20 protein-coding genes, 1 tRNA gene and 4 pseudogenes are annotated in these 24,317 nt (G+C 65.6%); 12 read left to right on the top strand and 13 right to left on the bottom strand.

The window, feature by feature from the left end:
* Positions 1-144: 144 nt before the first annotated feature.
* The 4 genes and pseudogenes from ABFB10_RS02660 to ABFB10_RS02645 all read right to left on the bottom strand — a co-directional run bounded on the left by ABFB10_RS02660 (position 145) and on the right by ABFB10_RS02645 (position 4,021).
* The gene (locus tag ABFB10_RS02660) at positions 145-768 is read right to left on the bottom strand and encodes a hypothetical protein (protein ID WP_347165266.1); all 624 of its coding nucleotides are present in this window, start codon (positions 766-768) and stop codon (positions 145-147) included.
* Between the two features lie 327 nt (positions 769-1,095).
* The gene (locus tag ABFB10_RS02655) at positions 1,096-1,911 is read right to left on the bottom strand and encodes a lytic murein transglycosylase (protein ID WP_347165265.1); all 816 of its coding nucleotides are present in this window, start codon (positions 1,909-1,911) and stop codon (positions 1,096-1,098) included.
* 288 nt (positions 1,912-2,199) lie between these two features.
* Positions 2,200-3,606, bottom strand: a complete 1,407-nt coding sequence (gene glnA, locus ABFB10_RS02650) for a type I glutamate--ammonia ligase (RefSeq protein ID WP_347165264.1) — start codon at positions 3,604-3,606, stop codon at positions 2,200-2,202.
* Positions 3,607-3,680: 74 nt separating this feature from the next.
* A pseudogene (locus ABFB10_RS02645) lies at positions 3,681-4,021 on the bottom strand (P-II family nitrogen regulator).
* 173 nt (positions 4,022-4,194) lie between these two features.
* Between ABFB10_RS02645 and ABFB10_RS23950 the strand changes: the two are divergent.
* Positions 4,195-5,762: pseudogene (locus ABFB10_RS23950) on the top strand (NAD(P)H-hydrate dehydratase).
* Between the two features lie 92 nt (positions 5,763-5,854).
* On the opposite strand, the gene ABFB10_RS02625 reads toward ABFB10_RS23950, so the two are convergent.
* Positions 5,855-6,346, bottom strand: a complete 492-nt coding sequence (locus ABFB10_RS02625; protein WP_347165260.1) for a Hint domain-containing protein — start codon at positions 6,344-6,346, stop codon at positions 5,855-5,857.
* A 133-nt stretch (positions 6,347-6,479) separates the two neighbouring features.
* On the opposite strand from ABFB10_RS02625, the gene ABFB10_RS02620 reads away from it, so the two are divergent.
* Positions 6,480-6,564: transfer RNA gene (locus ABFB10_RS02620), tRNA-Leu, on the top strand.
* Between the two features lie 72 nt (positions 6,565-6,636).
* On the opposite strand, the gene ABFB10_RS23945 is transcribed toward ABFB10_RS02620, so the two are convergent.
* The 4 genes and pseudogenes from ABFB10_RS23945 to ABFB10_RS02605 all read right to left on the bottom strand — a co-directional run bounded on the left by ABFB10_RS23945 (position 6,637) and on the right by ABFB10_RS02605 (position 8,899).
* Positions 6,637-6,834: a tyrosine-type recombinase/integrase gene (locus tag ABFB10_RS23945; RefSeq protein ID WP_430522986.1), complete on the bottom strand. Its 198-nt coding sequence runs from the start codon at positions 6,832-6,834 to the stop codon at positions 6,637-6,639.
* Between the two features lie 125 nt (positions 6,835-6,959).
* Positions 6,960-7,076: pseudogene (locus tag ABFB10_RS23940) on the bottom strand (type IIL restriction-modification enzyme MmeI); the annotation flags it as partial.
* 288 nt (positions 7,077-7,364) lie between these two features.
* A complete protein-coding gene (locus ABFB10_RS02610) occupies positions 7,365-8,063 on the bottom strand; it encodes an aldolase/citrate lyase family protein (protein ID WP_347165258.1) in 699 nt (232 codons plus the stop codon).
* Between the two features lie 23 nt (positions 8,064-8,086).
* The gene (locus ABFB10_RS02605) at positions 8,087-8,899 is read right to left on the bottom strand and encodes a carbon-nitrogen hydrolase family protein (protein WP_347165257.1); all 813 of its coding nucleotides are present in this window, start codon (positions 8,897-8,899) and stop codon (positions 8,087-8,089) included.
* 202 nt (positions 8,900-9,101) lie between these two features.
* On the opposite strand from ABFB10_RS02605, the pseudogene ABFB10_RS02595 reads away from it, so the two are divergent.
* From ABFB10_RS02595 to ABFB10_RS02555, 9 genes and pseudogenes are all read left to right on the top strand, one after another.
* A pseudogene (locus tag ABFB10_RS02595) lies at positions 9,102-10,651 on the top strand (ABC transporter substrate-binding protein).
* A 33-nt stretch (positions 10,652-10,684) separates the two neighbouring features.
* Positions 10,685-11,629: an ABC transporter permease gene (locus tag ABFB10_RS02590; RefSeq protein ID WP_347165252.1), complete on the top strand. Its 945-nt coding sequence runs from the start codon at positions 10,685-10,687 to the stop codon at positions 11,627-11,629.
* Positions 11,626-12,441 carry an ABC transporter permease gene (locus tag ABFB10_RS23935; RefSeq protein ID WP_430522985.1) on the top strand — a complete coding sequence of 272 codons (816 nt, stop codon included), beginning with the start codon at positions 11,626-11,628 and terminating at the stop codon, positions 12,439-12,441. Before ABFB10_RS02590 ends, ABFB10_RS23935 begins: the two co-directional genes overlap by 4 nt.
* Positions 12,441-14,093 (top strand): dipeptide ABC transporter ATP-binding protein, encoded by a 1,653-nt coding sequence (locus ABFB10_RS02580; protein WP_347165250.1) that lies wholly within the window; start codon positions 12,441-12,443, stop codon positions 14,091-14,093. Before ABFB10_RS23935 ends, ABFB10_RS02580 begins: the two co-directional genes overlap by 1 nt.
* Positions 14,090-15,637 carry a serine hydrolase domain-containing protein gene (locus ABFB10_RS02575; protein WP_347165249.1) on the top strand — a complete coding sequence of 516 codons (1,548 nt, stop codon included), beginning with the start codon at positions 14,090-14,092 and terminating at the stop codon, positions 15,635-15,637. The genes ABFB10_RS02580 and ABFB10_RS02575 overlap by 4 nt, the downstream gene beginning before the upstream one ends.
* Positions 15,634-16,434 (top strand): creatininase family protein, encoded by an 801-nt coding sequence (locus ABFB10_RS02570; protein ID WP_347165248.1) that lies wholly within the window; start codon positions 15,634-15,636, stop codon positions 16,432-16,434. Before ABFB10_RS02575 ends, ABFB10_RS02570 begins: the two co-directional genes overlap by 4 nt.
* A complete protein-coding gene (locus tag ABFB10_RS02565; RefSeq protein ID WP_347165247.1) occupies positions 16,431-17,120 on the top strand; it encodes an RraA family protein in 690 nt (229 codons plus the stop codon). Before ABFB10_RS02570 ends, ABFB10_RS02565 begins: the two co-directional genes overlap by 4 nt.
* Before the next feature lie 123 nt (positions 17,121-17,243).
* Positions 17,244-18,014: an N-formylglutamate amidohydrolase gene (locus ABFB10_RS02560; protein ID WP_347167913.1), complete on the top strand. Its 771-nt coding sequence runs from the start codon at positions 17,244-17,246 to the stop codon at positions 18,012-18,014.
* Positions 18,014-18,865 carry an alpha/beta hydrolase family protein gene (locus tag ABFB10_RS02555; protein ID WP_347165246.1) on the top strand — a complete coding sequence of 284 codons (852 nt, stop codon included), beginning with the start codon at positions 18,014-18,016 and terminating at the stop codon, positions 18,863-18,865. Before ABFB10_RS02560 ends, ABFB10_RS02555 begins: the two co-directional genes overlap by 1 nt.
* Here the strand turns inward: ABFB10_RS02555 and ABFB10_RS02550 are convergent.
* Positions 18,828-19,739: a GntR family transcriptional regulator gene (locus ABFB10_RS02550; RefSeq protein WP_347165244.1), complete on the bottom strand. Its 912-nt coding sequence runs from the start codon at positions 19,737-19,739 to the stop codon at positions 18,828-18,830. The genes ABFB10_RS02555 and ABFB10_RS02550 overlap by 38 nt on opposite strands.
* A gap of 910 nt (positions 19,740-20,649) precedes the next feature.
* On the opposite strand from ABFB10_RS02550, the gene ABFB10_RS02545 reads away from it, so the two are divergent.
* Positions 20,650-21,321 carry a hypothetical protein gene (locus ABFB10_RS02545; protein WP_347165243.1) on the top strand — a complete coding sequence of 224 codons (672 nt, stop codon included), beginning with the start codon at positions 20,650-20,652 and terminating at the stop codon, positions 21,319-21,321.
* Here ABFB10_RS02545 and ABFB10_RS23930 read toward each other — a convergent pair.
* The 3 genes from ABFB10_RS23930 to ABFB10_RS02535 are packed head-to-tail and all read right to left on the bottom strand — an operon-like array spanning position 21,284 to position 23,943.
* On the bottom strand, positions 21,284-21,520 hold the full coding sequence (locus ABFB10_RS23930; protein ID WP_430522984.1) for an acyl carrier protein: 237 nt from the start codon (positions 21,518-21,520) through the stop codon (positions 21,284-21,286). The two genes, ABFB10_RS02545 and ABFB10_RS23930, sit on opposite strands and share 38 nt — an antisense overlap.
* Positions 21,510-22,955: a class I adenylate-forming enzyme family protein gene (locus ABFB10_RS02540; protein ID WP_347165241.1), complete on the bottom strand. Its 1,446-nt coding sequence runs from the start codon at positions 22,953-22,955 to the stop codon at positions 21,510-21,512. The genes ABFB10_RS23930 and ABFB10_RS02540 overlap by 11 nt, the downstream gene beginning before the upstream one ends.
* Positions 22,942-23,943 carry an aKG-HExxH-type peptide beta-hydroxylase gene (locus tag ABFB10_RS02535; RefSeq protein ID WP_347165239.1) on the bottom strand — a complete coding sequence of 334 codons (1,002 nt, stop codon included), beginning with the start codon at positions 23,941-23,943 and terminating at the stop codon, positions 22,942-22,944. Before ABFB10_RS02535 ends, ABFB10_RS02540 begins: the two co-directional genes overlap by 14 nt.
* Between the last annotated feature and the right edge of the window lie 374 nt (positions 23,944-24,317).

Here is a 24,317-nt window from a genome sequence, read left to right as displayed (position 1 = left end):
CGCGACTGGCCTTCTGGCCGGGGTCGGGCGCGGCATCCGGGATAGCCCGGAGCACCGGGGCGTGCCGGGTGTCCCCGGGCTTGCCGATAAGCGCAGGGCCGTCCCCAGTGCCTCCCTCTCTGCCTCCGGCGCGAGGGGCCCTCGTCAGTGCGCGAGCTGGTACAGAACCGTTTGCAGGCGGTCGGTGTTGTACAGCGCCACGAAGAGCATCGTCACCGCAAGCGCCCGCGAGACAAGGCGGATATCCATGCCGCGATACAGGCCGACGACGAAGCGAACGGGCGCCAGCGGCGCCGAAAGCAGGCCCATCGCACCGGTCTTCAGCCAGCGCGCCGACGTGATACGGCGATCCTGCGGACCTGTCTGCTCTACCCGGATGCGGTATTGCGCCAGCCGGTCGGTTGTGGCGGGGCGGTCCTGATCCTCCGCCGGTGCCGGGTCGGGTGCCAGCATGGCGCGCAGGCTGTCGGGCAGGTCCGCGTCCTCTGCGGGGTCCGGTGCGGACGGGGCGCGGCGCGGCGAGACGTAGCTTTGCAGGCGGATGAAATCCTCGCGGTCGATCAGGACGTCGGGCGCGTACCATTCGAGGATATCCGCCTCGGAGGTCTTCAGCGCCAGCAGCACGGTATCGGAGAGGATGCGCGCCGCCATTTCGTCTTCGGGCGGGCCGCCATCCGCCGCGATGACCTCTATCAGCACGCGGGGGCCGTAGTCGCTGTCTTCCTGCGGGGTGACGACGATGCCGAAATCCCGTACCGATGACCGCACTTTTGCCAGAATCGATCCGGGGGCGGCACCCGGGCTCCTGACGGGCAAGGCTGATGGTCGCGGCCTTCAGGTAGGGGGCCGGATCAAGGTCCGAAGCGTCTGGCAGAATGAGCCCGGCATAGGGATGCTCGATTGTGATCATGCGACCTCCTCGCGGCGGAACGCGCCGCTTTGCCGAGGGTATGCCCGCCGAACTTGGTTTCTTCGGGGCAAAATCGCGCAATTTTGCGTGTAATCGTCATCCGGTTCGACCGCATTGGTTAACCAAACGTGAAACGGCGCGCCGGGGAGGGCGCGCCGCTTGGGATACCGGATGGCGATATGGGCTCAGCGGCCCATCTGCTCCGCCGCATAGGCGATGGCGCGCTGGTAGTTGCCGCTGTCGTTCCAGGCGGACAGCACCTTGAAGTTGCGCGTGCCGGGGCCGAAGGGCTGCCCGGCCTGCCAGCCGTGCTGACGCAGCATGTTGGCGGCAGAGGCCAGCGCGTCGGTGGCATTGTAGGGATCGGCGCGGTCGTCGCCATTGGCGTCGACGCCGTAGCGCATCCAGTTTCCGGCGAGGAACTGCATGTGGCCCAGTTCTCCGGAGGGGCCGCCCTGGGTGCCGGCGTTGATCACGCCGCGATCCACCAGCTGCAGGGCCGCGACCGCATGCGGTTCGAACCGCGGATGGCGGCGGCAGTAAGAGGCCAGCGTGACCGCGCCCGACACGATGTTGGTCTTGCCGGTGTAGCCGCCCCAGGAGGTTTCGAGCCCCCAGATCACCGCAAGGATGCTGCCCGGGACGCCATAGCGCTGTTCGATCGAGTTGAAGAGCCCGGCGTTGCGCTCCATCCGCGAGCGGGCGGTGTTCACGAAAGACTGGGCAGAGCCGCCGGTGCGTTTGGCAAGGAACTGCGCCGGGTCGCCGTAGGACACGCCGGTCTGGCTGGAGGGCTGGGACTCGAAGCGCCAGGTGATGCCGGACAGCTGCGTGCCCGCCAGCGCCTGAAGGCCGCGCTGGCCAACGCCGCTGGCGGCGGCTTGCTGGCCGAAGGCCTGTTTGTAGCCGTTGAAGGCGCCCTGGCTGGTGATGCAACTCGCGGCCCAGGCAGGGGCGGCGGTGACCAGGGACAGGCAGACGGCGGATAGAATACGACGCATCGGTAACTCCGGATTGACTTGTTGCTCAAAGGGTAGCGGGCCAAATCGCAACGTCCAATAGCAATGTTGCCCGGCGCCAGTGGCCCCGGCGTCACCCTGCCGATGGACTGTGCCGCGGGATGGGTGGGGCGGGGCCGCCGTGTGCCTTTTAGCGGATCGGCAGGCGGCGGGGCCGCCTTGCGCCACCGAGGCCCCCGCGCCGACCTTTCGGCATCGGACCGGGGTGTCGGGACGCAAAAGGGCGCCCGCGCGGGACGCCCTTTTCCGTATCGGTGCTGCGCCTGTGGATCAGCAGCTGTAGTACAGGCTGTATTCCACCGGGTGCGGCGTGTGCTCGTAGGCGACGACCTCGTCCATCTTGAGCTCGAGATAGCCTTCGATCTGGCTTTTGGTGAAGACGTCGCCGGCCAGCAGGAACTCGTGGTCGGCCTTGAGCGCCTCGACCGCCTCGCGCAGCGAACCGCAGACCGTCGGGATGCCTTCCAGCTCTTCCGGCGGCAGGTCGTAGAGGTTCTTGTCCATCGCCTCGCCCGGGTCGATCTTGTTCTTGATGCCGTCCAGACCGGCCATCAGAAGCGCCGAGAAGCACAGGTAGGGGTTCGCCGCCGGATCGGGGAAGCGGGCCTCGACGCGCTTGGCCTTGGGGCTTTCCGTCCACGGAATACGCACGCAGCCCGACCGGTTGCGGGCCGAGTAGGCGCGCAGAACCGGGGCTTCGAAGCCGGGAATCAGGCGCTTGTAGCTGTTGGTGGAGGGGTTGGTGAAGGCATTCAGCGCCTTGGCGTGGGTCAGGATGCCGCCGATGAAATACAGCGCTTCCTGGCTGAGGTCGGCGTATTTGTCGCCCGCGAAGAGCGGCTTGCCGTCCTTCCAGATCGACATATTCACGTGCATCCCCGAGCCGTTGTCGCCCTTGATCGGCTTCGGCATGAAGGTGGCCGAGCGGCCATAGGCATGCGCGACGTTGTGGATGATGTACTTGAACTTCTGCAGCTCGTCCGCCTGCTTGGTCAGCGAACCGAAGATCAGGCCCAGCTCGTGCTGCGAGGTCGCCACTTCGTGGTGGTGCTTGTCGACCTTCATGCCGATGCGCTTCATCGTCGACAGCATCTCGGAGCGGATGTCCTGACCGTCGTCACGCGGGTTCACCGGGAAGTAACCGCCCTTGAAGGTCGGACGGTGGCCGAGGTTGCCCATTTCGAAATCGGCGTCGGTGTTCCATGCCGCGTGGTCGGCATCGACCTCGAAGGAGACCTTGTTCGGCGCGACCGAATACTTGACGTCGTCGAAGATGAAGAATTCCGCTTCGGGGCCGAAGTAAGAGGCGTCACCGATGCCCGAGGCCTTCAGGTAGGCTTCTGCCTTCTCGGCAGTGCCGCGCGGGTCGCGCTCATAGGCTTCGCCGGTGTCCGGTTCGACGACCGAGCAGTGCAGGCACAGGGTCTTTTCGGCATAGAAGGGGTCGATGTAGGCCGAGTCGGTGTCGGGCATCAGTTTCATGTCCGAGGCTTCGATCGACTTCCAGCCGGCGATCGACGAGCCGTCGAACATCAGGCCTTCCTCGAGGAAATCCTCGTCGACCAGATCCGCAACCATCGTCACGTGCTGAAGCGCACCGCGCGGGTCGGTAAAGCGGATATCGACATAGGCGATGTCCTCGTCCTTGATCATGGCCAGAACAGCGTCTTTGCTCATTCCTTCGTCCTCTTTTGTCAGAAAATTGGTGTTTTCGCAGGAAACCGTGGTTTCGCGGGTGTTTTTTGGGGGGGTTACAGGGCGTCCGAGCCGGTCTCGCCGGTGCGGATGCGGATGGCCTGCTCGACTCCGCTCACGAAGATCTTGCCGTCGCCGATCTTGTCGGTCTTGGCGGCGGCGATGATCGCCTCGATGGCGCTATCGACCTGATCGTCGTCCAGCACGATCTCGATCTTCACCTTCGGCAGGAAATCCACCACGTATTCGGCGCCGCGATACAGCTCGGTATGGCCCTTCTGACGGTACCGAAGCCTTTTACCTCGACCACCGACAGGCCCTGGATGCCGGCCTCTTGCAGCGCCTCTTTGACCTCATCCAGCTTGAACGGCTTGATGATTGCTTCGACCTTCTTCATGAATGGCCCCTCCTCGGTGTCTCTAAGTTGTCTCTGGCAGACCATTTCCCCATCGCCACCACAATCCGATAGGGTGTAACCTGCCGCCCAGCCGAGAGTGAAAAATCCGGCGCGACTAAACAATAGGCAGATCGCCCAAAATGCGGGCAAAATTGAATCGACGGGGCGAACCGATGACCGAGGTTCTGACGGCAGCCGGGATGCGGGCGGTGGAACATGCCGCGATGGAAAGCGGGCGGGTGACCGGTCTGGAACTGATGGAACGGGCCGGGCAGGGGGTCGTCGAGGCGATTCTGGAGCACTGGCCCGACAGGCGCCGCGCGCTGGTTCTGTGCGGACCGGGCAACAACGGCGGTGACGGTTTCGTGGTCGCCCGGCTGCTGGCGGGCCTTGGCTGGCAGGTCGAGGTGCTGCTTCTGGGGGACGCGGATCGGCTGCCGCCGGATGCCAAGGTCAATTGCGACCGCTGGCGCCGGATGGGCCCCGTGTCCGGCCTGACGGATGCGCACATGGAGGGCTACGCCGGGGACAATCCGGGCGTGGATGTGACCGTCGACGCGATCTTCGGGATCGGGCTGACCCGCCCTTTCCAAAGCCTCTAGCCGGACGCAGAGGGCACTCAACCTGTGGGCTGCGGCCTCGCCGCGCGACAGCCGCTTTCCCGGTGTGGTGTCCATCGACGTGCCAAGCGGCATGGATGCCGACACGGGAGAATACCCGGGATACGGGCAGGAGACCCCGCTCGATTCCTGCATCCTGGCCAATATGACGGTGACCTTCCATCGTCCGAAGGCCGGTCACCTGGCGGGCCATGGTCCTGCCGCCTGCGGGAAACTGATCGTCAAGGATATTGGGCTCTAACGGGCGCCAGAGACACGGAGCGCGCATGGACGTCAGATCCCTTACCCGCGAAACGCTGCCGGACCTGTCGAAGCGGGCCGATCAGCACAAATACGACCATGGCCATGCGCTGGTGCTGGCGGGCCCCCCGGGTGCGGGTGGCGCGGCGCGGCTGGCGGCCCGGGCGGCGTTGCGGATCGGTGCCGGGCTGGTGACGCTGGGCTGCCCGCTGCGAGCGGTGGCGGAGAATGCCATGCAGCTGAACGCCATCATGCTGCGCGGGCTGGACGGCGCCGCCGGTCTGGCCGAGGTGCTGGAGGACAAGCGCCTCAACGCGCTCTGTCTCGGGCCGGGGCTGGGCACGGGCGGTTCGACCGGCGAACTGGTGAAAATCGCGCTTTCGGCGCGGCGGGCCACGGTGCTGGATGCCGACGCCCTGTCGCGGTTCCAGCGCAGCCCCGACGCGCTGTTCAAGATGCTGCACGCGGACTGTGTCCTGACCCCGCACGGGGGCGAGTTTGCCCGGCTTTTCCCGGATATCTCAAGGGATCTGCAGGCGGGTGGGTTCACGAAGATCGCGGCCTGCCGGGCGGCGGCGCGCCGGGCGGGCTGCACCGTGTTGTTCAAGGGCGCCGAGACGGTGATCGCCGCGCCGGAGGGGCCGGTCTGGCTCAGCGATGCGGGATCGGACCGCGCGGCGCCCTGGCTGGCCACGGCGGGCGCGGGGGATGTGCTGGCGGGCATGATCTGCGGTCTTCTGGCGCGTGGGCTATGCGCGACGCAGGCGGCAGGGGCCGCCGCCTGGGTGCATGTCGAAGCAGCGCGCAGCTTTGGCCCCGGGCTGATTGCCGAGGACCTGCCGGACCAGATCCCGGCGGTCTTCCGGTCTCTCTGCCTGTAACGCGCCGGGCTGACAAGATCAGGCCCGGCATCCTTGTTTCACCGGCCCTGCCATGGCGCGATGGGTGTCGGGCGAAGGGTCGGTGCGGCCCGTCAGGCCGGAACAGCGGCGGCAGAGGCCAGTTCCAGCCCGTCGGCATAGAGGATATGTGCCGCGTCGAAGACCAGTTCCACGGTCTCGACCTCGATCACCCCGAGAAGGCGAATGAACTCGCCGTCGACGAGCCGCTCGACCGGGATCAGCGCCTGCGAGGCCCCGAAAAGCATCGGTGCCCGCCAGTCGCGGACCAGGACTTCCTGGCTGGCGGAAAGCGTGATGTCCTGGTCTGGCCGGGCATTTCCCAGCGAACCGGCGCGGATGCTGACCGCCCGCATGCTGCGCAATCGGCGCCGCACCTGCCTGACCACGGCCATGCCGCTGTCGCGGGTGATCACGCGATCCCCGGGATTGATGAATTCGACCGGCAAGGCGCCCTCGAGCGTCAGCACCACGGTGCCGGCGACAAGCGTGTTCAAAGCCTGATCGGACTCGATATGGCGCGCGGGAAGAGCCCCGTCGTCACGCCGGACCGTTTTCGGTTCCATTGGCGTCGTCCTGTATCTGTCTGCCTCGATTTTTGACACAGCATATGACAACGCCGGGTAAATGTCCTGTGGTTTCTGAGCTGATTTTTCCTCTCGCACCGGGCCTGAGGCTTTGCTAGACAGCGCTTCACGTGCGGGTGTGGCGAAATTGGTAGACGCACCAGATTTAGGTTCTGGCGCCGCAAGGCGTGGGGGTTCAAGTCCCTCCACCCGCACCATTTTGATTTCAAGGTAAAGTTGCTGGGCTGGAAACGCTGCGCATAGATCGGGCTACTGAGTTTGGCACTTTGTTAGCACTTTCCTGTTTCGTTTTCGCTCTGTTCGCGTGCCGTCTGCGCCCTTCTGGCAACTGCTTTCTGGTTCGCCTGAGCGGTATGTTTCTGAACCATCGAGAGCGTCTTGTGGCCGGTCACGGCCTGGATGTCGCGTATATCGACGCCCGCATGGGCCAGCTGTGTCGCGGCGGTGTACCGCCCCCCATGCGGCACGAGACGGTTTGTTCAGGACAAGACGCCGATGGCTTCCCGGATGGCCTCAACCTTCTTCTGTACCTGACGTTTGCCCATATGCAGCCTGCGGTCAGTTCTCAGTGACATCCAGCAGGGTTGTCCTACAGCAGCGCGACATAGTGGCGGTTCAGGCGGCCCGTCGCCTTGATGTCAAAGGCGCTTTCCTTGCTTTGTTCGACGGTCGAGATGCCTGCGAGGGGCAGAAAGACGCCGAAGCTGTCTTCGGATTGATCCCGAGTTCCCGGCTCAGCGCCGCGGTCGAAGCTTGCGATCGCTGTATTGCTGCTCTGACGGCGTGCGTGCCCTCTCGGCAGATTTGCCTTGCAAATCGCCTGCCGGGTGACAGTGCGTGGCGCAGCCCTGACGAACTTGTCCCAAAGTGCTTCCTGCCATTCCTGCGAGTGGATCACACCATCAAACCGTGGGATCAAACACCGAATTGGAGCAAAAAGCCCATTTGTGAGGTTGGTGGCGGGCAGGCAGAAAGCTTGCCTGCGCCGCCGTCTTTGTCAGTATACGAGGGTGTCCAGCACCTGCTTGAGCCCCAGCGACAATAGCTGGTGCTCAGCGGCGACGACACGCACGGCCGCCCCGTGGTCGCGGACGAAGGCCTGTTCCTCGGGCCGCCAGGTCGGCATCCACCAGGGCTTGCCCGCAGCCTGTGCCAGCCCGGCGAGCCGGGCGATGTCGGCCCGGTCCCCATCGACGAAGCCATAGGTCGCGCGGCCCCGGGTCAGCGCCAGGTCGAAGGGGCCGACGAAGATCCCGTCGACCAGCGGGCTGGCCAGCAGCGCTTCGGCGTCGTCGAAGGCCTCGGCCGTCTCGATCATCGGCAGACAGAGAACCTCGCGGTTCTGGCGGGCGAAGTAGTCGTCGTCTGGCGCCTTGAAGCGCGCGGACCGACCGGCGGCGTAGCTGCGGGTCCCAAGGGGCGGGAACTTGCAGGCGGCCGTGGCGGCCTCCGCCTCGGCCAGACGACCTACGTGGGGCAGGATCACCGCGTCGACGCCCAGGTCTACGGCGCGCTGCACCCAGACCGGCTCTGGCGCTTCGATCTTGGCGCAGACCGCAAGGCCCAGGCCGCGCGCCGCGACCACCAGCGCCTCGCGCCGGTCGGCGTCGTAGCCATTGTGTTCGATGTCCAGAACCACCCTGCGGAAGCCGGCATCGGCGGCTATTTCCAGCAGGTCCAGGTTTGGTGTGCTCATCCAGAAAGCGAAGGAATTCATCATCATGCCATCACGTGGTGGGTGTTGGAGGGCAGGGTGGTGCGCACCCGGTCGAGATAGTCGAAGTCCAGTTCGGCAAAGGTGACGCCGGTCTGGGCCGAGGCCCGGGCGATGACGGCGCCCCAGGGGTCGATCACCATGGAGTTGCCATAGCAGGCGCGCTCGCCCGCCGGTTCCGCGTGAGCACCGACCTGGGCCGGGGCAAGCACGTAGGACTGCGTCTCGATCGCGCGAGTGCGCAGCATGCATTCCCAGTGGTCCTTGCCGGTTTCCATGTTGAAGGCTGCGGGCAGGACGATCAGGTCACAGCCGTCGCGCATATGGGCCAGGAACAGCTCGGCGAAACGCAGATCATAGCAGATGGCACAGCCCGCGCGGCGGCCCGCCACGCTGTAGCCGGTGACGGTGTCACCCCGGTCAATCACGTCGGATTCGCGGAAGACATGGCCCGAGGGCGTTTCGACGTCGAAGAGGTGGATCTTGCGATAGCGCGCGATCTCGGTGCCGTCGGGGCCGAAGGTGACGCTGGTGTTGTAGTAGCGCCCGCCTGCGGCCTCCAGCAAGGAGCCGGCGTGGAAGGTGGTGCGGTAGCTGCGCGCCAGCGACTGCATGGCGCGGTAGGCCTCGCCGTCGGGCAGGATCTCGGCTGCGGCCCACTGGGCCTCCCTGCTGCCGCCGAGGAAGGTGGCGTATTCGGGCGCCACCACCAGGTCGACCTCGCCCGGGGTGATATGGGTGCGGAACAGCGCCTCGATGGTGTCGAGATTACGCAGCTTGTCGTCCCGCGAGTTCATCTGAAGCATCGCGATCTTCATGGGAATCCTTGTCTCTGAGTGGGGCCTTCGCCCCTGTTTCCTGCTATGCCCCGGGGTCACCGCGACCGGGGGACCGGCGGCCCCCTTTGGCCAAGGCCCTGAAAAGCGGTGAAAACTTTTCGTTTGACCCGAGGTCGATTCCCATATTGTATTATGTGGCGATAAAAAACAATGCAGAGACATCCTGACAGGGAGTGACAGAATGAGACTTGGAAACCGCATCGGCGCTTCGGCCCTTGGCCTCATGGCAGCTCTGGCCGCAGGCGGGGCCGCAGCGCAGACCCTGAACGTCCAGCTCTCCTCGGACATCCGCAGTTCGCGTCCCGGCGTGAACCGAGACGCGCTGTCGGACATGGTGGCGCTGAACGTGGCCGAGGGGCTGTTCGCCATCGGTGAGCGGGGCGACATCGTGCCGATGTTGGCCGAGAGCTGGACCGTGTCCGACGATGGCACGGTCTACAGCTTCGCCCTGCGCGAGGGCCGCATCTTCCACAACGGCGCGCCGGTCACCGCCGATCTGGTGAAGCAGAGCTGGGAAGCCATGCTCGCGGCCCCCGACTTCAACTGCACGGGCTTCTTCGACGGCAGCCGGGGCGCGGCCGTCACCTCGATCGAGGCACCGGACGCGAAGACGGTGGTGATCACCTGGCAGAGCCGGACGCGATGTTCCTGAAGTATGCGGCACAGTCGCAATGCGGCGGCATGGCGGTGACTCACCCCGACAGTTTCACCGCCGAGGGCGACTGGGATCATCCGATAGGCACCGGGCCCTTCGTCTTCGCCGACTGGCGGCGCGGCCAGAATGTCACGCTGGAGAAATTCGCGGACTACCAGCCTCTTGATGGGGAGGCCGACGGCCTCGCCGGGCACAAGGAAGCCATGGTCGAGACCGTCAACCTGGTGGTGACACCGGACCGTGCCACCGCCGTCGCCGCCCTGCGCGGCGGCGACCTGGACGTGGTGCCCTACCTGTCGACCGCCGAGGCGGCCGAACTGCAGGAAGAAGACGGCTTCGTGGTGAAATCCGCCCCCCACGGCGGCATGATCACCCTGCTGATGCAGACCGAGGACCCGGTGCTGTCTTCGACCGAGATGCGCCAGGCGGTGGCCGGGGCGCTGGACATCCCGCAGCTGGTGGATGTGGCGACCAACGGACTGGGCACGCCCAATGCCTCGCTGGTGCCGATCAGCTCTCTCTACCACAGCGCGGTGCATGACCGGGGCGTGGGCTATGCCCCGGGCGAGGTGCCCGCGCTGCTGGAGGCCGCGGGCTATGATGGGCAGGAGCTGGTGATCCAGACCAACCGCCGCAACCCGATCAACGAAAATGTTGCGGTGCTGGCCCAGGCGATGCTGCAGATGGCCGGCGTCAACGCCCGGATCGAGGTTCTGGAATGGGCCACCCAGCTGGATCGCTTCCGCTCCGGCAGCTTCCAGATGTCGGCCTTCAACTACTCCAACCGCGCCGACCCGGTTCTGGCCTACAGCGCCGTCGTCGACAGCAAGGAGGACCGCGGCAGCGCCATCTGGGACGACCCCCGCGCCATCGAGCTGGTGGACGAGACGCTCCAGACCCCCGACGGTGAGGCGCGCCAGGCGCTCTTCGACGAGCTGCATGAGCTTTACCTCGATCAGATGCCCTTCGTGATGCTGGCCAACAACCTGACCGTTTCGGTGAACGCCGACTACGTGCAGGGCTACAGCACCTGGAACGGCTTTGCGCGCCTCTGGGGCGTCAGCGTCGAGAAGTAACTGACTGATCCGACAGGACCTCCGGGGACCAAAATGACCAGATTTGTACTGTCGCGGCTCGTCTCCGCGATACCCACCCTTTTCCTCGTATCGCTGGCGGTGTTCACGCTGATCCGGCTGATCCCCGGGGATCCCGTAAGCCTGATGCTCGGCGACAATGTCGACGATGCGGCTTACGCGGCCATGAGCCAAGAACTGGGGCTGGACCGCCCGATCGCGGTCCAGTTCCTGATGTGGCTGCAAGGGGCGTTCCAGGGCGACCTGGGCCGCTCCATCACCACCGGCGAGGCGGTGTTGCCGCTGGTGCTGCAACGCTTTGCCATCACCGCGCAGCTGGTGCTGGTGGCAGTCGGGCTGGCCACCGTGCTGGCCGTGCCGCTCGGCATGCTGGCGGCCTGGCGGCAGAACTCGGCCTTCGACCTGGGTGTGGTCGTGGGCGCCACGGCGCTGATGTCGATCCCGACCTTCTGGATGGGGCTGATGTTGCTGCTGCTCTTCGGCCTGAACCTCGGCTGGTTGCCGGTGCTGGGCTATGTCTCGCCCTTCGAGGACTTCGGGGCAGGGGTGCTTTACCTCGTGATGCCGGTCGCCGTCCTGGTGCTGCATGAATGCGGGATCCTGGTGCGGATGTCGCGGGCCTCGACGCTCGACGTGCTGCGGCTGGATTATGTGACCCACGCCCGCGCCAAGGGTCTGACCGAGGGGCAGGTGCTGCGCCGGCACGTCTTCCGCAATGCCTTCGGGCCGACCTCGACCCTGCTGGGGCTGATCCTGGGCAACCTGCTGGGCGGCGTGGCCGTCGTCGAGACGGTCTTCACCATCCCGGGCCTGGGCCGGCTGATCGTGGAGTCGATCTATGGCCGGGACTACCCGGTGCTGCAGGGTTGCCTGCTGTTTGTTGCCGTCACCTACGTCGTCGTGAACCTGATCGTCGACCTTTGCTATCCGCTCTTCGATCCGAGGGTGAAGACCACATGAACCTTGGCCGTACCAACAAGTATTTCGGCGGTCTGCTGATCGCCTTCTTCCTTCTCTCCGCCCTGCTTGGCTGGCTCTGGACGCCCTATGATCCGCTGGCGCTGGACCTGCGCGCGCGCCTTCAGGCGCCCAGTGCGGCGCATTGGCTGGGCACCGACGAATACGGGCGTGACGTGCTGTCCCGCCTAATGGCGGCGGCGCGGACCTCGGTCACCATTTCGGCGCTGACCGTCAGTTTCGCGGTGACCTTCGGCATCGTGCTGGGCGCGCTTTCGGGCTATGCGCGCGGCTGGATCGACCGCGCCGTCATGCTGCTGACCGACACGCTGCTGGCCTTTCCCTCGATCCTGCTGGCGCTGGCGCTGCTGTCGATCCTCGGCGCCAACATCTGGGGCGTGATCCTCGGCCCTCGGGCTGGCCTACATGCCCACCGTGACCCGCGTGGTGCGCGGCGCGGTCATGTCCCTGCGGGAGCAGGAGTTCATCGAGGCCTCGCGCCTGATGGGCCATCCTGTCGGCTATACCCTGCGGGCCCACGTGATCCCCAACTGCCTGGCGCCGGTGATCGTCATCGCGACGTCGATGTTCGGCTCGGTCCTGCTGACGGAAAGCGCGCTGTCCTTCCTTGGCCTGGGCGTGCCGCCGCCGGCGCCCACCTGGGGAACATGCTGGCCGGCGCACGCCCCTACATGTCCCAGGCGTCCTGGCTGGGGATTTTCCCGGGGCTCTGCATCGCGCTGACCCTGCTCGGCATCAACCTCTTCGGGGACTACGTCCGCGACCGTTTCGACCCGCGCATGAAAGGCCTGTGATGACCGATCAAGACACATTTCTGAGCGTCGAGGCGCTTGAACTGGGGATCGCCAGCCTGCCCGAGAACCGCATCGTGCGCGGCGTCAGTTTCGACATCCGCCCGGGTGAGATGGTGGGACTCGTCGGGGAATCCGGCTCGGGCAAGACCATGCTGGGCCGCGCCATCATCGGCTTGCAGCCCGGCGGCATCGTCGGGCGCGGCGGCACCATCCGCCTGCGCGGTCGGGACATCGCGCAGATGTCCCCGCGGGAGCGACGCAAGATGCGGGGGGAGGACGTGGCTATCGTCTTTCAGGAACCGATGACCTCGCTCAACCCGTCGATGACCATCGGGCGGCAGCTGGACGAACCGCTGCGGAGCCACACGAAGCTTGGCACGGCGGGGCGGCGCGCCCGCATTCTGCAAATGATGGAGCGCGTGGGCATCCCGTCGCCCGCCGACCGGTTGAACGACTACCCGCACGAGTTCTCGGGCGGGATGCGGCAACGGATCATGCTGGCCTCGGCCATGCTGCTGAAACCCGCGCTTCTGATTGCGGATGAACCGACGACGGCGCTGGATGCGCTGGTACAGCGCGAGGTGCTGGAACTGATGGTGGAGATGACGCGCGAAAACGGCACGGCGCTGATCCTGATCAGTCACGACCTTCCCATGGTCGCCCGCTACTGCGAACGGGTCATGGTGATGCGGCAGGGCGAACTGGTGGAGCAGGGCGAGACGCGCCGGATCCTGGCGCAGCCGGCCCATGACTACACCCGCAAGCTACTGGCGGCGATGCCCGAACGCGGGCCCCTGCGCAGCTTCGGCGAAGACGAGACGCCGCTGGTGGAACTGCGCGACCTGAAGGTCGAGTATGTCTCTCGCGGGGCGCTGCTGTCGCGGGCCAATCGCAAGCTGGCCCTGAGAGGCGCCAGCCTGACGGTGCGGCGGGGCGAGGTGGTCGCGGTGGTCGGCGCCTCGGGTTCCGGCAAGACGACACTGGGTCGCGCGCTGGCGCACCTGATCCCCTATAGTGGCGGCGAGATCCTGTTTCGCGGCAAGCCGGTCGCCCGGGGCAGCGAGGGGTGGATGGATTTCCGCCTGAACTGCCAGATGATCTTCCAGGATCCCTTCGGCTCTCTCGATCCGCGCTTCACCATCCGGCGTGCGCTGGCCGAGGCCCTCTATCACATGGACATCGGCGCGCAGGAAAAGGACGAGCGGATCCGCCGTATCGTGGCGGAGGTGGGGCTGGAGGAGGAGCACCTGGACCGCCTGCCGCACGAGATGTCGGGCGGCCAGCGGCAACGCGTGGCCATCGCCCGCGCCATCATATCCGAGCCCGATTTCGTTATCGCGGACGAGGCGGTGTCCGCGCTCGACGTGACGGTACGGGCGCAGGTTCTGGACCTGCTGGCGGACCTGCAGCAACGCCACGGCTTCTCGTGCCTCTTCATCAGCCACGACCTGGGCGTGGTCGAACAGCTGGCAGACCGTGTGGTCGTCATGCGGGACGGCGAGATCGTGGAGGAGGGGCCGCGCAACCGGATCTTCGACGCGCCCGAGAGCGACTATACCCGCGCGCTGCTCTCGGCGATCCCGACCCTGAAACGCAGTGGCGAGGGCGTGGAGCTCAGCTGGCGGTTCGCCGCGCCGGAGGCGGGCGCATGAGTGGACAGCATAGACTGCCGAAATGCGCGCCCGAGGCCCATGGTACCGATCCGGAGGTGCTGCTGCGCCTGCTGGATCGGATCGCCGCCGAGGGGTTGGAGGTGCATAGCCTGCTGGTGTGGCATGACGGCGCCCTGATCCAGGAGGCCTATTGGGACCCTTACGGCCCCGACCGGCTGCACATGATGCACTCGGTCACCAAGAGCTTTACCGCCATGGCCGTCGGGCTGGCCTGGGACGACGGTCTGCTGAACCTGGACGCCCCGGTGATCGACTTCTTCCCTGAGCATCGCGCGGTGGCTCCCGAGGGGATAGAGGCGATGACCCTGCGCCACCTGCTGACCATGACCAGTGGCCACGAGCACGGCATCTCGGGCGGGGCCTGGCGCAAGCTGGAAACGAGCTGGGTCGCGGATTTCCTGCGTCGGCCGCTGGTGCATGCGCCCGGTGAGGTCTTCGTCTATGACAGCGCCTGCAGCTACGTCCTGTCGGCCATCGTGCAGAAGGTGACCGGGCGGAGCTGCCACGATCTGCTGCGGCGGCGGGTTTTCGATCCTCTGGGCCTGACAGCCGGCATCCGCTGGGACCTCAGCCCGGAAGGGATCAACAGCGGTGGCAACGGGCTGTGGTGTACCAGCCGCGACCTGCTGTCGCTGGGCATCCTGCACCTGCAGGACGGATGCTGGCAGGGACGGCAGATCCTGTCGCGCGACTGGGTTCGGGCGGCCACGGGCATGCAGCTGCGCGACGTGTCGCTGGGCGTGCTGACCGGCGAGGCCTACCTGGGCCCCGGTGAAAGCCACGACGGGGCAGAGGCCGAACGCCGCGAGGGCTACGGGTTCCAGTGGTGGCGCGGACCGAATGACAGCTACTCGGCCAACGGGCTTTTCGGACAAAACTGTTTTGTCTTTCCCAATGAACGCGCCGTGATCGCGGTGACCGCCGGGATGGAGGACGAGGACAGTCGGCTGAAGCGCATGATCCAGGAGGATCTGCGCCCCGCCCTCGGCCAGTGGCGCGGGGCGGAACTTGCGCCGCGGATTGCCGGGCTGGACCTGATGCCGGCGCCGCCGGGCAACCCGGGCGCCGCACCCGAGGGCTGGCAGGGGCTCTATCTGGTGCAGGAGAATGACCAGCGGGTCACCGGCATCCGGCTGGCGCAGGACGGCCTGACATTGCGCCTCGGGATCGAGGATGCGCGCGGTCGGCACGACCTGTGCGCCGGGCTGGGCCATCGGCAGGAGGGGATGACGACCCTCAGCGGCGCCGCCCTGCATCACGCCTACGAGTTCGACGCGCCCGGCGCCCGGGTCGCCGCCTGGGCCGCCTGGTCGGTGCCCGATGCCGAGGGCTGGAGCTGCCTGACCCTCGACTGTGCCTTCGTGGAGACGGCCTTTCGCGATACGCTGCGCCTCTGGCTTCGCAGCGGCGAGATGCGGCTGGAGCGGGAGGTGAACGTCAATTCCTCGATCCGCCGACTGCCTCTGCTGCGTGCTACCCGCGTGACCCGGGACTGTTCCCAACCGGAGGAAACCCCGACATGAGCGGCCCCTTGCACCTGGCCCGCATGACCCGGGCCGAGGCCGCGCGGCGGCTGGCCGACAACCCCGTGATCCTGTTGCCCCTCGGCTCGCAGGAAGGGCAGGGGCCGCATGTGCCCATGGGCGACTATCGCCTGTCCGAAGCGCTGGCGGAACGGATCGCCTGCCGCAGCGGGGCGCTGGTGGCCCCGGCGCTGCCCTTTGGCTACGCGGATTTCTTCCGCGACTACCCGGGCGGAATGCAGATCCGGGCGGATACCTTCACCGCGCTGTTGACCGACATGCTGACCAGCTTTCTCGATCACGGGCTGACCCGGCTGCTGATCCTCAACGGCCATACCACCAACGCGCCCCTGATTGCGCAGGTCACGCGGACCCTGCGACGAGAGCGGGGGGCGGTGGTGGCTTCGGTCGATCTCTGGCCCTCGGTTCCCGCCGCGCTGCTGAAGGATCACTTCGGCGAGGCCCCGGTGAAGGGCCATGGCGGCGAGCCGATCACCTCGGTTGCCCTGCACCTGCTGCCGGGCGAGGCGCGGGCGCTGGACGTGCCCCCGCAGGACCGGCGCGGGCAGCTTCTTGACCTGCCGCTGCGCGGTGTCTCGGGCGCGGATTTCGAGGGGCTGCGGGTGAACCTGCCGGTCACCGCGGCAGAGATCGCGCCCGACGGCCTGCTGGGCGGTGATGCCAGCCGGGCCACGGCAGAGGCGGGCGCCGCGATCACCGAGGACCTTGTGACCCGCCTCTCGGCCCTGGTCGCACATCTCCGGGCCGCTCCGGCCACGGGAAAGGACCCCGCATGAGCCGCTACCGTATCGACCCGATGCCCGCCTCGGCGGATCCGTCCCTGCTGACGGCGCTGGAGAAGATCGAAACCGCCACACTGGGCCATGTGCGCCTGACGGGCATGGTGGATAGGGGCATCCGCGCCCTCGACCCGCGTCAGCCCGCCTGCGCCGGTGTCGCGGTGACGTTGGCGCTGCCGGCCATGTGTTCGACCCTGATGCACCATGCCGTCAGCCTGCTGCGCCCCGGCGACATGCTGATCGTCGACCGGCTGGGCGATGACCGTTTTGCCTGCCCGGGCGGCGCGGTGGCGCGGGCGGCGAAGATGGCCGGCGCGGCGGGGGTGGTCATCGACGGCCCCGTGACCGACCTGGCCGAGATCCTGGCAGAGGGCCTGCCGGTCTGGTCGCGCGGCCCCGCGCAGCTGACCACCCGGCGGCTGGAGCTGGGCGGCACGCTGAACCGACCCGTCAGCTGTGGTGGCGTGCCCGTGCTGCCGGGCGACATCGTGCTGGGCGATGCCTCCGGCGTGGTGGTGATGCCCGCCGACGAGGCCGCCGCCGAAGCAGAGGCCGGACTGGCGCGCGAGGGCCGGGTGGCCCGCACCATGGACCGTCTCGCGGCGGGCGAACGACTTGGCGATATTACTGGGGTCAACGCCCGGATCGCCGACCTGACAGACCCGAAGGACCCGAAGAAATGACCCAGGACCTGCCGGTGGCGCCGTTGGTGCCAATGCCCGCCTCCGTGGCCGATGTGCTGACCGTGACCGCGCCCCGTGCGCCGTTGATCCCGCTGGTGCTGGACAGCCCGCACAGCGGCACCGATTTGCCCGCCGATTTCCAGCCGGCGGTCGACCCGGACATGGTGCGGATTTCGGTACGACACCCATGTCGACGACATCTTCGCCGCCGCCCCCGACCATGGCGCGCCACTGCTGGCGGCGCTGTTCCCGCGCAGTTTCCTCGACCCCAACCGGTCGCTGTCGGACATGGACGAGCGGATGGTTGCCGGCCCCTGGCCGCATCCCACGCGCGACAGCAACACCGCCCGGCGCGGCATGGGTCTGATCTGGCGCAAGGCCTGGGGCGAGACGCCGATGTACGACGCGCCGCTGACGGTGGCCGAGGCCGAGGCGCGCATCCGCCGTTACTGGCTGCCCTACCACGACGCGCTGCGCCAACTGCTCGACGGGGCCTTTGCCCAGTACCGCCGGGTCTGGCACATCAACTGCCACTCGATGACCGACGCGGGCCATGCCATGTCCTCGGACGGGCCGGGCACGAGCCGCGCCGACATCTGTATCGGTGACATGCTGGGCACCTCGGCGGGGCCCGAGTTCACCGCGCTCCTGCGCGAGATCCTGGAAGGCGAGGGGTTCAGCGTGGCCATGAATAGGCCCTTCAAGGGCGCCGAGCTGACCGAGGCCTATGCCAACCCCGCTATCGGTCGCCATTCCGTTCAGTTCGAGATCAACCGCCGCCTGTACATGGATGAGGAGACCCGCGACCGCAGTGCCGACTACCCGGCCTTCAAGGCCGCGATGACCCGCATGGTGGGCTGCGTGGCCGACTACGTGAAAGCGGAGGTGTCCTGATGGCCCGGATGAACTTCTACCGCCTGCCGGCCAGCGCCATGTTCGCCGCCCGCTGCGATCCGCGGTTCCATTACTGTACCTACGTCCCCGAAAGCTACGACCCTGAGGCGAGCCGGACCTACCCGCTGGCGGTGCTGATCCACCACAGCAAGCGCGATGCCCAGGCGCTGCGGGATCGTTTCACCGCCTTCGCCGAAGCACACCAGTGCGCACTTCTGGCGCCGCTCTTTCCCTGCGGGATAAACGGCGAGGACGACTTCAACAATTACAAGCTGATGCGCCATGCCGGTATCGCCTATGACGAGGTCCTGCTGGGCATGATCGAGGAAGTGGGCCAGGTCTTCCGCCTGCAGACCGAGCAGGTTCTGATGTATGGATTCTCGGGCGGCGGGCAGTTCGCACATCGCTTCCTGCTGCGGCACCCGGACCGTCTGCGCGGCATCTCCATCGCGGCGCCGGGTACGGTGACCCTGCCGGGGGACCCGCGCGGTTGGTGGATCGGTACCGGCGACATGGAGGCGTCAACGGGCGCGCCTTTCGACCCCGGGGCGGTCGCGCGGGTCCCGGTACAGCTGCTGGTCGGGGCAGAGGACACCGCCGGGGGCATGACGATCCGCCGGGGCTCGGACTTCTGGTGCGAGGATGGCGCAAACGATGCCGGCGCGACGCGGGTCGCGCGGTTGACGGCCCTGGAAACGGCGCTGCGCGGGATCGGCGCCGCACCGGAACGGCAGGATCTGCCGGGCGTCGGCCATGTGGCCGAGGCGATGGAGCCGCCGGTCCGCGCGTTCTTCGTAGCCGTCTGCTGGCCGACTAGTCCAGCCTTGCCGGTTCGCCCGGCACACGGCTGAGGTGGCGGTCGAGGATCTGCGCGGCGGCCTCTGTGTCGCCGACCTCGATCGCATCGAGGATCGCCAGGTGATCGCGGGCCGCCTTGCGGATGCGGTCGGCGCTCAGCTCGGTGAACTCCACCACTTCTGTCATCCGGCGCAGGCTGTTCTGCCGAGCGATCGCCTCGGACAGGAAGCGGTTGTGCGCCCAGCCCACCACCGTGGCGTGGAAGTTGGCGTTGGCTTCGAACCATTCCGCGCCGGTGATCCGGTTCACGGGCGTGTCATGAAGACGCTGCTGCTGCGCGCGCAGCTCGGCCAGTTGCCCCAGGTCGGGCCGGAACCCGGGATCCCGGACCGCGCCGCATTCGACGATGACCCGAAATCCGTAGCTGGCATTGATCGCCTCGGGGTTGTCCAGCGTTTCGGCAAAGCGCCACCCGTGGCCGGTACGCCGCTCGGCGAGCCCGGCGTTGGCGAACCGCATCAGGACCAGGCGGATCATCCCGCGCGTCACGCCGAAATGGTCGGCCAGTTCTGCCTCCGACACCTCCGGGGTGATCTCGCCAGAGGCGCGCGCTGTCATCACCCGCTCGTAGAGGGTTTCGGTTTCCGACTTGGGCAGCAGATCGGAAAGGTTGTCGTTCTTCGCCGGCAGACCCTGGAAGCGGAAACCGATGTTCGGGATCTTGGTGAAGAGGCCCCGTTCCTCCAGATGGATGAGGACACGGCGAACCGGAGTCCTCGAGGTTCCCAGCAATTTCGCCAGCGGCGTCTCCGAGACGTGCTCTCCTTCTTTCCAGTGCCCGTCTTGCGCAAGGGTAAGGATCTTGTGGGCGATCTCGGCCTGGAGATTGCTCAGGCCTTCAGCTGATTTGATCGAAGTGGCGCTCATGTCTGCGTCTCGGAGTCATGTGATTTCACGTCACCTTGGATGGTGAGCGGAGAGGTGGCCGAAGGGCTGCCCAGTCATACGACATGTTTCGCGGTAGGAGAACCTGAGCTCGATCATCTGACTTCGAACGACGGGACCGACTTCCGCTGGTCGGATACGACCCGGGATGTGCCACGACAACTACCGCGTGAGGAGCGCAATCATGTAACCCAGAGACCCGGTTCCGCCATTTCGGCGGGGAAGGCGCCCGGGAGGGGGCGAGGGCCGGATGAGCCCGTATCGTTGGTTGCGATAGCATGGCCATCCTTGGCAAAGTCCAGGAGCAGACGCTCAGGTGTCGCACCCCAATCCGTCTCCGAAGATCGACGGTGACCGCCAGCGTCGCCCAAGGCTCCACCCCCGGCTTCCTACACCACGCGCTGGGGGCTATCAGATGGGGCCGCATCGCATCGCTGGTCGAGACCGCAAGGATCAACGGCGTAGAGCCCTTTGCCCGTCTCAACGCCATCGCCGCCGGACATCCGCAAGGTCAACTCGATGATCGGGCCCCTTGGAACGTCACCCCGCCAACCTGAGACCGCAGGCCGCTTGGCCACCGCTCGACGTTGAAAAGATGAGGTGAAATGAGTTCTCCAGTGCCCCTTGCACAGAGGGGCGAGATGTAGTTTTTTTATCTAACTTATCCAGAAGGGAAGATATAATGAACTTGGATCTCAAGAAAATTCTGACATTGAAGGGCGGTAAAACCGCTGCAGCTCCGAAAGTCGGCGAGCTGGCTCCTCCGGGAACCGGTTTCTGAGCCTGACCGGAACGAGAATTCCGATCGTGAAAAGAAAAGCGGCCCGCAACTTGGCGGGCCGTTGGTTTGTGGTGCAGATATACCCCGAATGACGCAAGAGTACGAAACCCGATGACGGCCCAAGGCGCGGACATTAGCCATGTGCTGCGTTCAGTCGCGCGTTTGACCACGAGCTGGCCGGGCAGGGCCGTCGGACCGCATGGCGCTGCAAGACTGCTGAATTCGGGCGGATCGCTACCGCCGATCCTGTGGTTTTACAATGCAGAGCTGGAACCGGTCAATTTCCATGCTGCCCTCAGCCCGGAGCAGCCGCTTGTCGCGCTCCGCTCTCTCAACATCATAATGAAAGCGTCCCCCGAGCGCGATGTCATCGGGGCCGAAATGGCGCGGCAGGTGGCGGAGGCTCTGACGGACCTTCTTCCCGAGGAGATCGCTCTTGTCGGCGGCAATTGTCAGGGGGCGCCGTATTCATTCCACTGCGCGAACCGCCTGTTGGAGCTGGGCCACAGGATAAGGTCCGTCGCTGCTATCGATACCATCCCCGACTGCGCAGTACCCGTGCCTGCCTTGCTCAATTTTGGCGCAGAGTCACCGGAGTGGAATCCGTTTCACGACGATTTCTCCCTCACCCATGAACGGGTGGCGAGGCTTTTTCCCGTTTATAGGCAATCCAGTCTGCCTTGCGCGCACGGGCAATACTTCAGGCCGGAGAATATCCCCTATCTGATCGCCAACATCGAGAGCGTTATAGGGGCCCGTATTCTCGCCGAAGAGCTTCAGTGACCTCTGCCGGGGTTGCATGTGAAAACAGAAGGGAGGGATGAACTTCGGCGTGGATAAGCTGCCCGATTAGGCTGCATAGCTCGACGGCTTTCAGGGAATCGCCGCCGAGGTCGAAGAAATCACTGTTCTGCGACACCTCGGCATCGGGAAAGAATGTCTTGAACGCGCGTTCGACGCATATGCTCAGATCAGAGGACATGGCACAGGTCCTGAGTGGTTTCGACCATTCGGCCCAATTGCGCCTTTGCGGGCTTGAGGCCGGATGTCTTCGGGATGGCCGGCAGGAGGGCGATCTTGTCCGGCCTTGTCAGCGGTGACAATTGTGCCCTCAATCGGGTCTTGAAGTTGGACAGGCGGCTTGGGTCGGCTTCGATCACGGCAATAATCTCGTCTTCGCCATCGACTGCGCCTGGGGCTGCGAGCACGCAACAAAGTGCGGCGCCCGTGATCTTCTGAATCCGCTCTTCCAGGTCGGGCGCGTTGAAGGACACACCATTCCGGCACAGGTATTCCTGAACTCTTCCAACGACATACAGATAGCCTTCGTCATCGAGATAGCCGCGATCGCCGGGTTGCGCGCTATTCTCACCAACCCGCGTAACGATATGGCCGACCGCGTTGATCGGCAGCGGACGATTGTCGTCGTCGACAATGCTGACCTGATGATGGGGAAGCGGTTTTCCGACCGAGTGTGGATGGCTGTCAATCGCGTCCCCCTCAAGGCGGGAAATGACGCCCGTTTGGGTCGAGGAATAGGTGACGCAGAGCCTGGCGGACAAGAGGGCCTTGGCCTCGGTCAGCGCCGGGCCAAGCAAGGGCCCGCCGATGCACTGCATTTTCACCAGCCGATGATAGCGAGGGCCGGTGCCGGCCAATCCCTGCGACTTTATGTGCTGGGTCAGTCCGCGGACCAGGACCGGCGGAAGCGTCACTTCTTCTGCATCCTCATGCAGCAGCGCAGCATCGAGCTCGGCATAGCTGAAGAACACCGGGACGGGGATGATCTTTCGCCCGTAGATCGCGTTGCGATACCAGACAAAACGCGTTCCCGGAAAACTCAGATTGAGGCAGGACACCGCGTTTCCCCAGTCGCCGCGTTCTCCGCCCCGGGCCATCCGTTCAACGGCGGTGAAGACGTCGGCATGCGAGGAGGGGTACAGTTTTGGCACCCCGGTTGTGCCGGAGCTCATGATGAAATCCGCGGGACCGCATTGCTCGGGCACTCCGGGTCGCGCTTGCGGAGTCTCTGGCGCCCCGGTGTCGCGCGGGAAACTCTGTATCCCGTCGTGTCGCGCCAGCGTCCTGAAGTCCGAGAATACATGGCTGGCCCCCGCGCGCGCGGCCCGTTCCTGGATTTCCGACAGGGGGCTTCTGAAATCGAGCACCAGTGGCGATGCCCCCAAGGCCCAAAGCGCGAAGATCGCGGCGAAGGTGTCGATCTGGTCGGTATTCGCCAGAGCCACCACCTGATTTGCGGCGACGCCCAGGTCTGCGAAGGCCGCCCTCAGCGTGTGCAGACGCGCGCTGAATGCCGAATAGGTGACGGTCCTGGCCCCGGTTTCGAAAAGGATGGCGTCGGGGGCCGCGTCGGCCCGCTTCAGAAAGGCCGCGCCGATGGTGTCAGCTGCGTACATCGGACATCGCCCTTTGCGCATCGTCGAACAGCTGCTGTCCCAGCGGCGTCAAACGCGCATGGCGCTGAATTTCCGTGGCGCAATCGTGATAGACGGTCGCGGCTTGGCTGCTCTGGCGGTGCAGCTCGTCGGCCTCTGCCCCGCAATAGCCGCTGTCGATAATGCACCGAGCGGCTTGCACCATGCGCGCCGAGACCCACGCCGCATGGAAAATCCCCTCCATGGGACGTGGAGTGGACCGGAGCGGAGAGCTGTACAGCTCGCAATCGTCATTCAAGATGACGGGGTCATCGAGGTGATGGAGAAACAGCTTCGCATGCGAGCTTTCGTGAACCAGCGTCATCAAGGTTGCGGGCAGATCGTCGATCTTGTCCGCGTTCATCAGGATGGAACCGAAAGCGGCAAAGACCGTGGCGCCGCCAAAGCCGCTTTTTTTCGGGTCCCGGTTCGTGGCCAGGTAGATCTGCGACACGAGGAGATCGAATTCCCTTGCCCAGTCGGGGGCGAATTCCTGCATGATCTCTCTTGCCCGATTGATCATGGCTTTCGCTTGGTCTGTCTGCCCGGAACCGGGCGCAACCAGATCGTCCGTAAGCCCGCTGTCATCGCGATAGGCGCGGCGAAGGACCTCAGAGGCGGCGGGCGACAGGGCGTCATCCGACAGGCCAAGCACCCGCAGCCCGGCTTTCGGCGCCTGATCCGGAAGTTGAAGGAACAGCAAACAGGCGCGTTCAAAGCCCGGTTCATCCTGTGACAAAGCGGCGTTCAGGATGGCGTCATGCGCGGCGAAAACACAGCTGTCAGGAAGCCCGCGATTGGCGAAGATATCCGCCAGCTTTTTCTCGGCCCGCGCCTTGTTGTCTTTGTTGTCCCAAACCTCAAGCAACAGGTGGCGCAATGAGGTTTCCAATCGAGGGATTAACCGGTTAATTGTTTCCCGAAGCTCTTCGGCATTCGGCAATAAGGTCGCTGCAACGTCGCGTTCCATGAAACTCCCAGGCAAGTGATTTGGTACTGAAACGAACCGGAGTTTTGCAGCGCTATGCCGCTCGGCCAATCCGCATCCGTTGTCGGTTCTCCGTTTCCGTACCAATCCGTTCCGGTTGGATGTATGCGTGGTCGGCTGTTCTGTTTCAAGCGTTGTTTGGCGTTTCGCTTGGGTTTTGAAGGCGATACCGCGTGCCGAAGATCGCCCGCGCATTCCCGTCCATGGCTTCGATGGCAAGGCCTGATGTTGTTCCGTCTGAGGTCAGCGCCATTGAGACGGATTTGGGGCTGTCATAGCGAAGATGCGGTCATCGGGCCGAGCCGCCATCACTATTGCAGTGATTTGCAGCGCGGAAGAGATGGCCATGCCCTATT

Source organism: Ponticoccus litoralis, assembly GCF_039769985.1.
GTDB classification, from domain to species: Bacteria; Pseudomonadota; Alphaproteobacteria; order Rhodobacterales; family Rhodobacteraceae; genus Ponticoccus; species Ponticoccus litoralis.
Note: the sequence above shows the minus strand (reverse complement) of the source record. Positions and strands in the feature narration are given on the sequence as shown.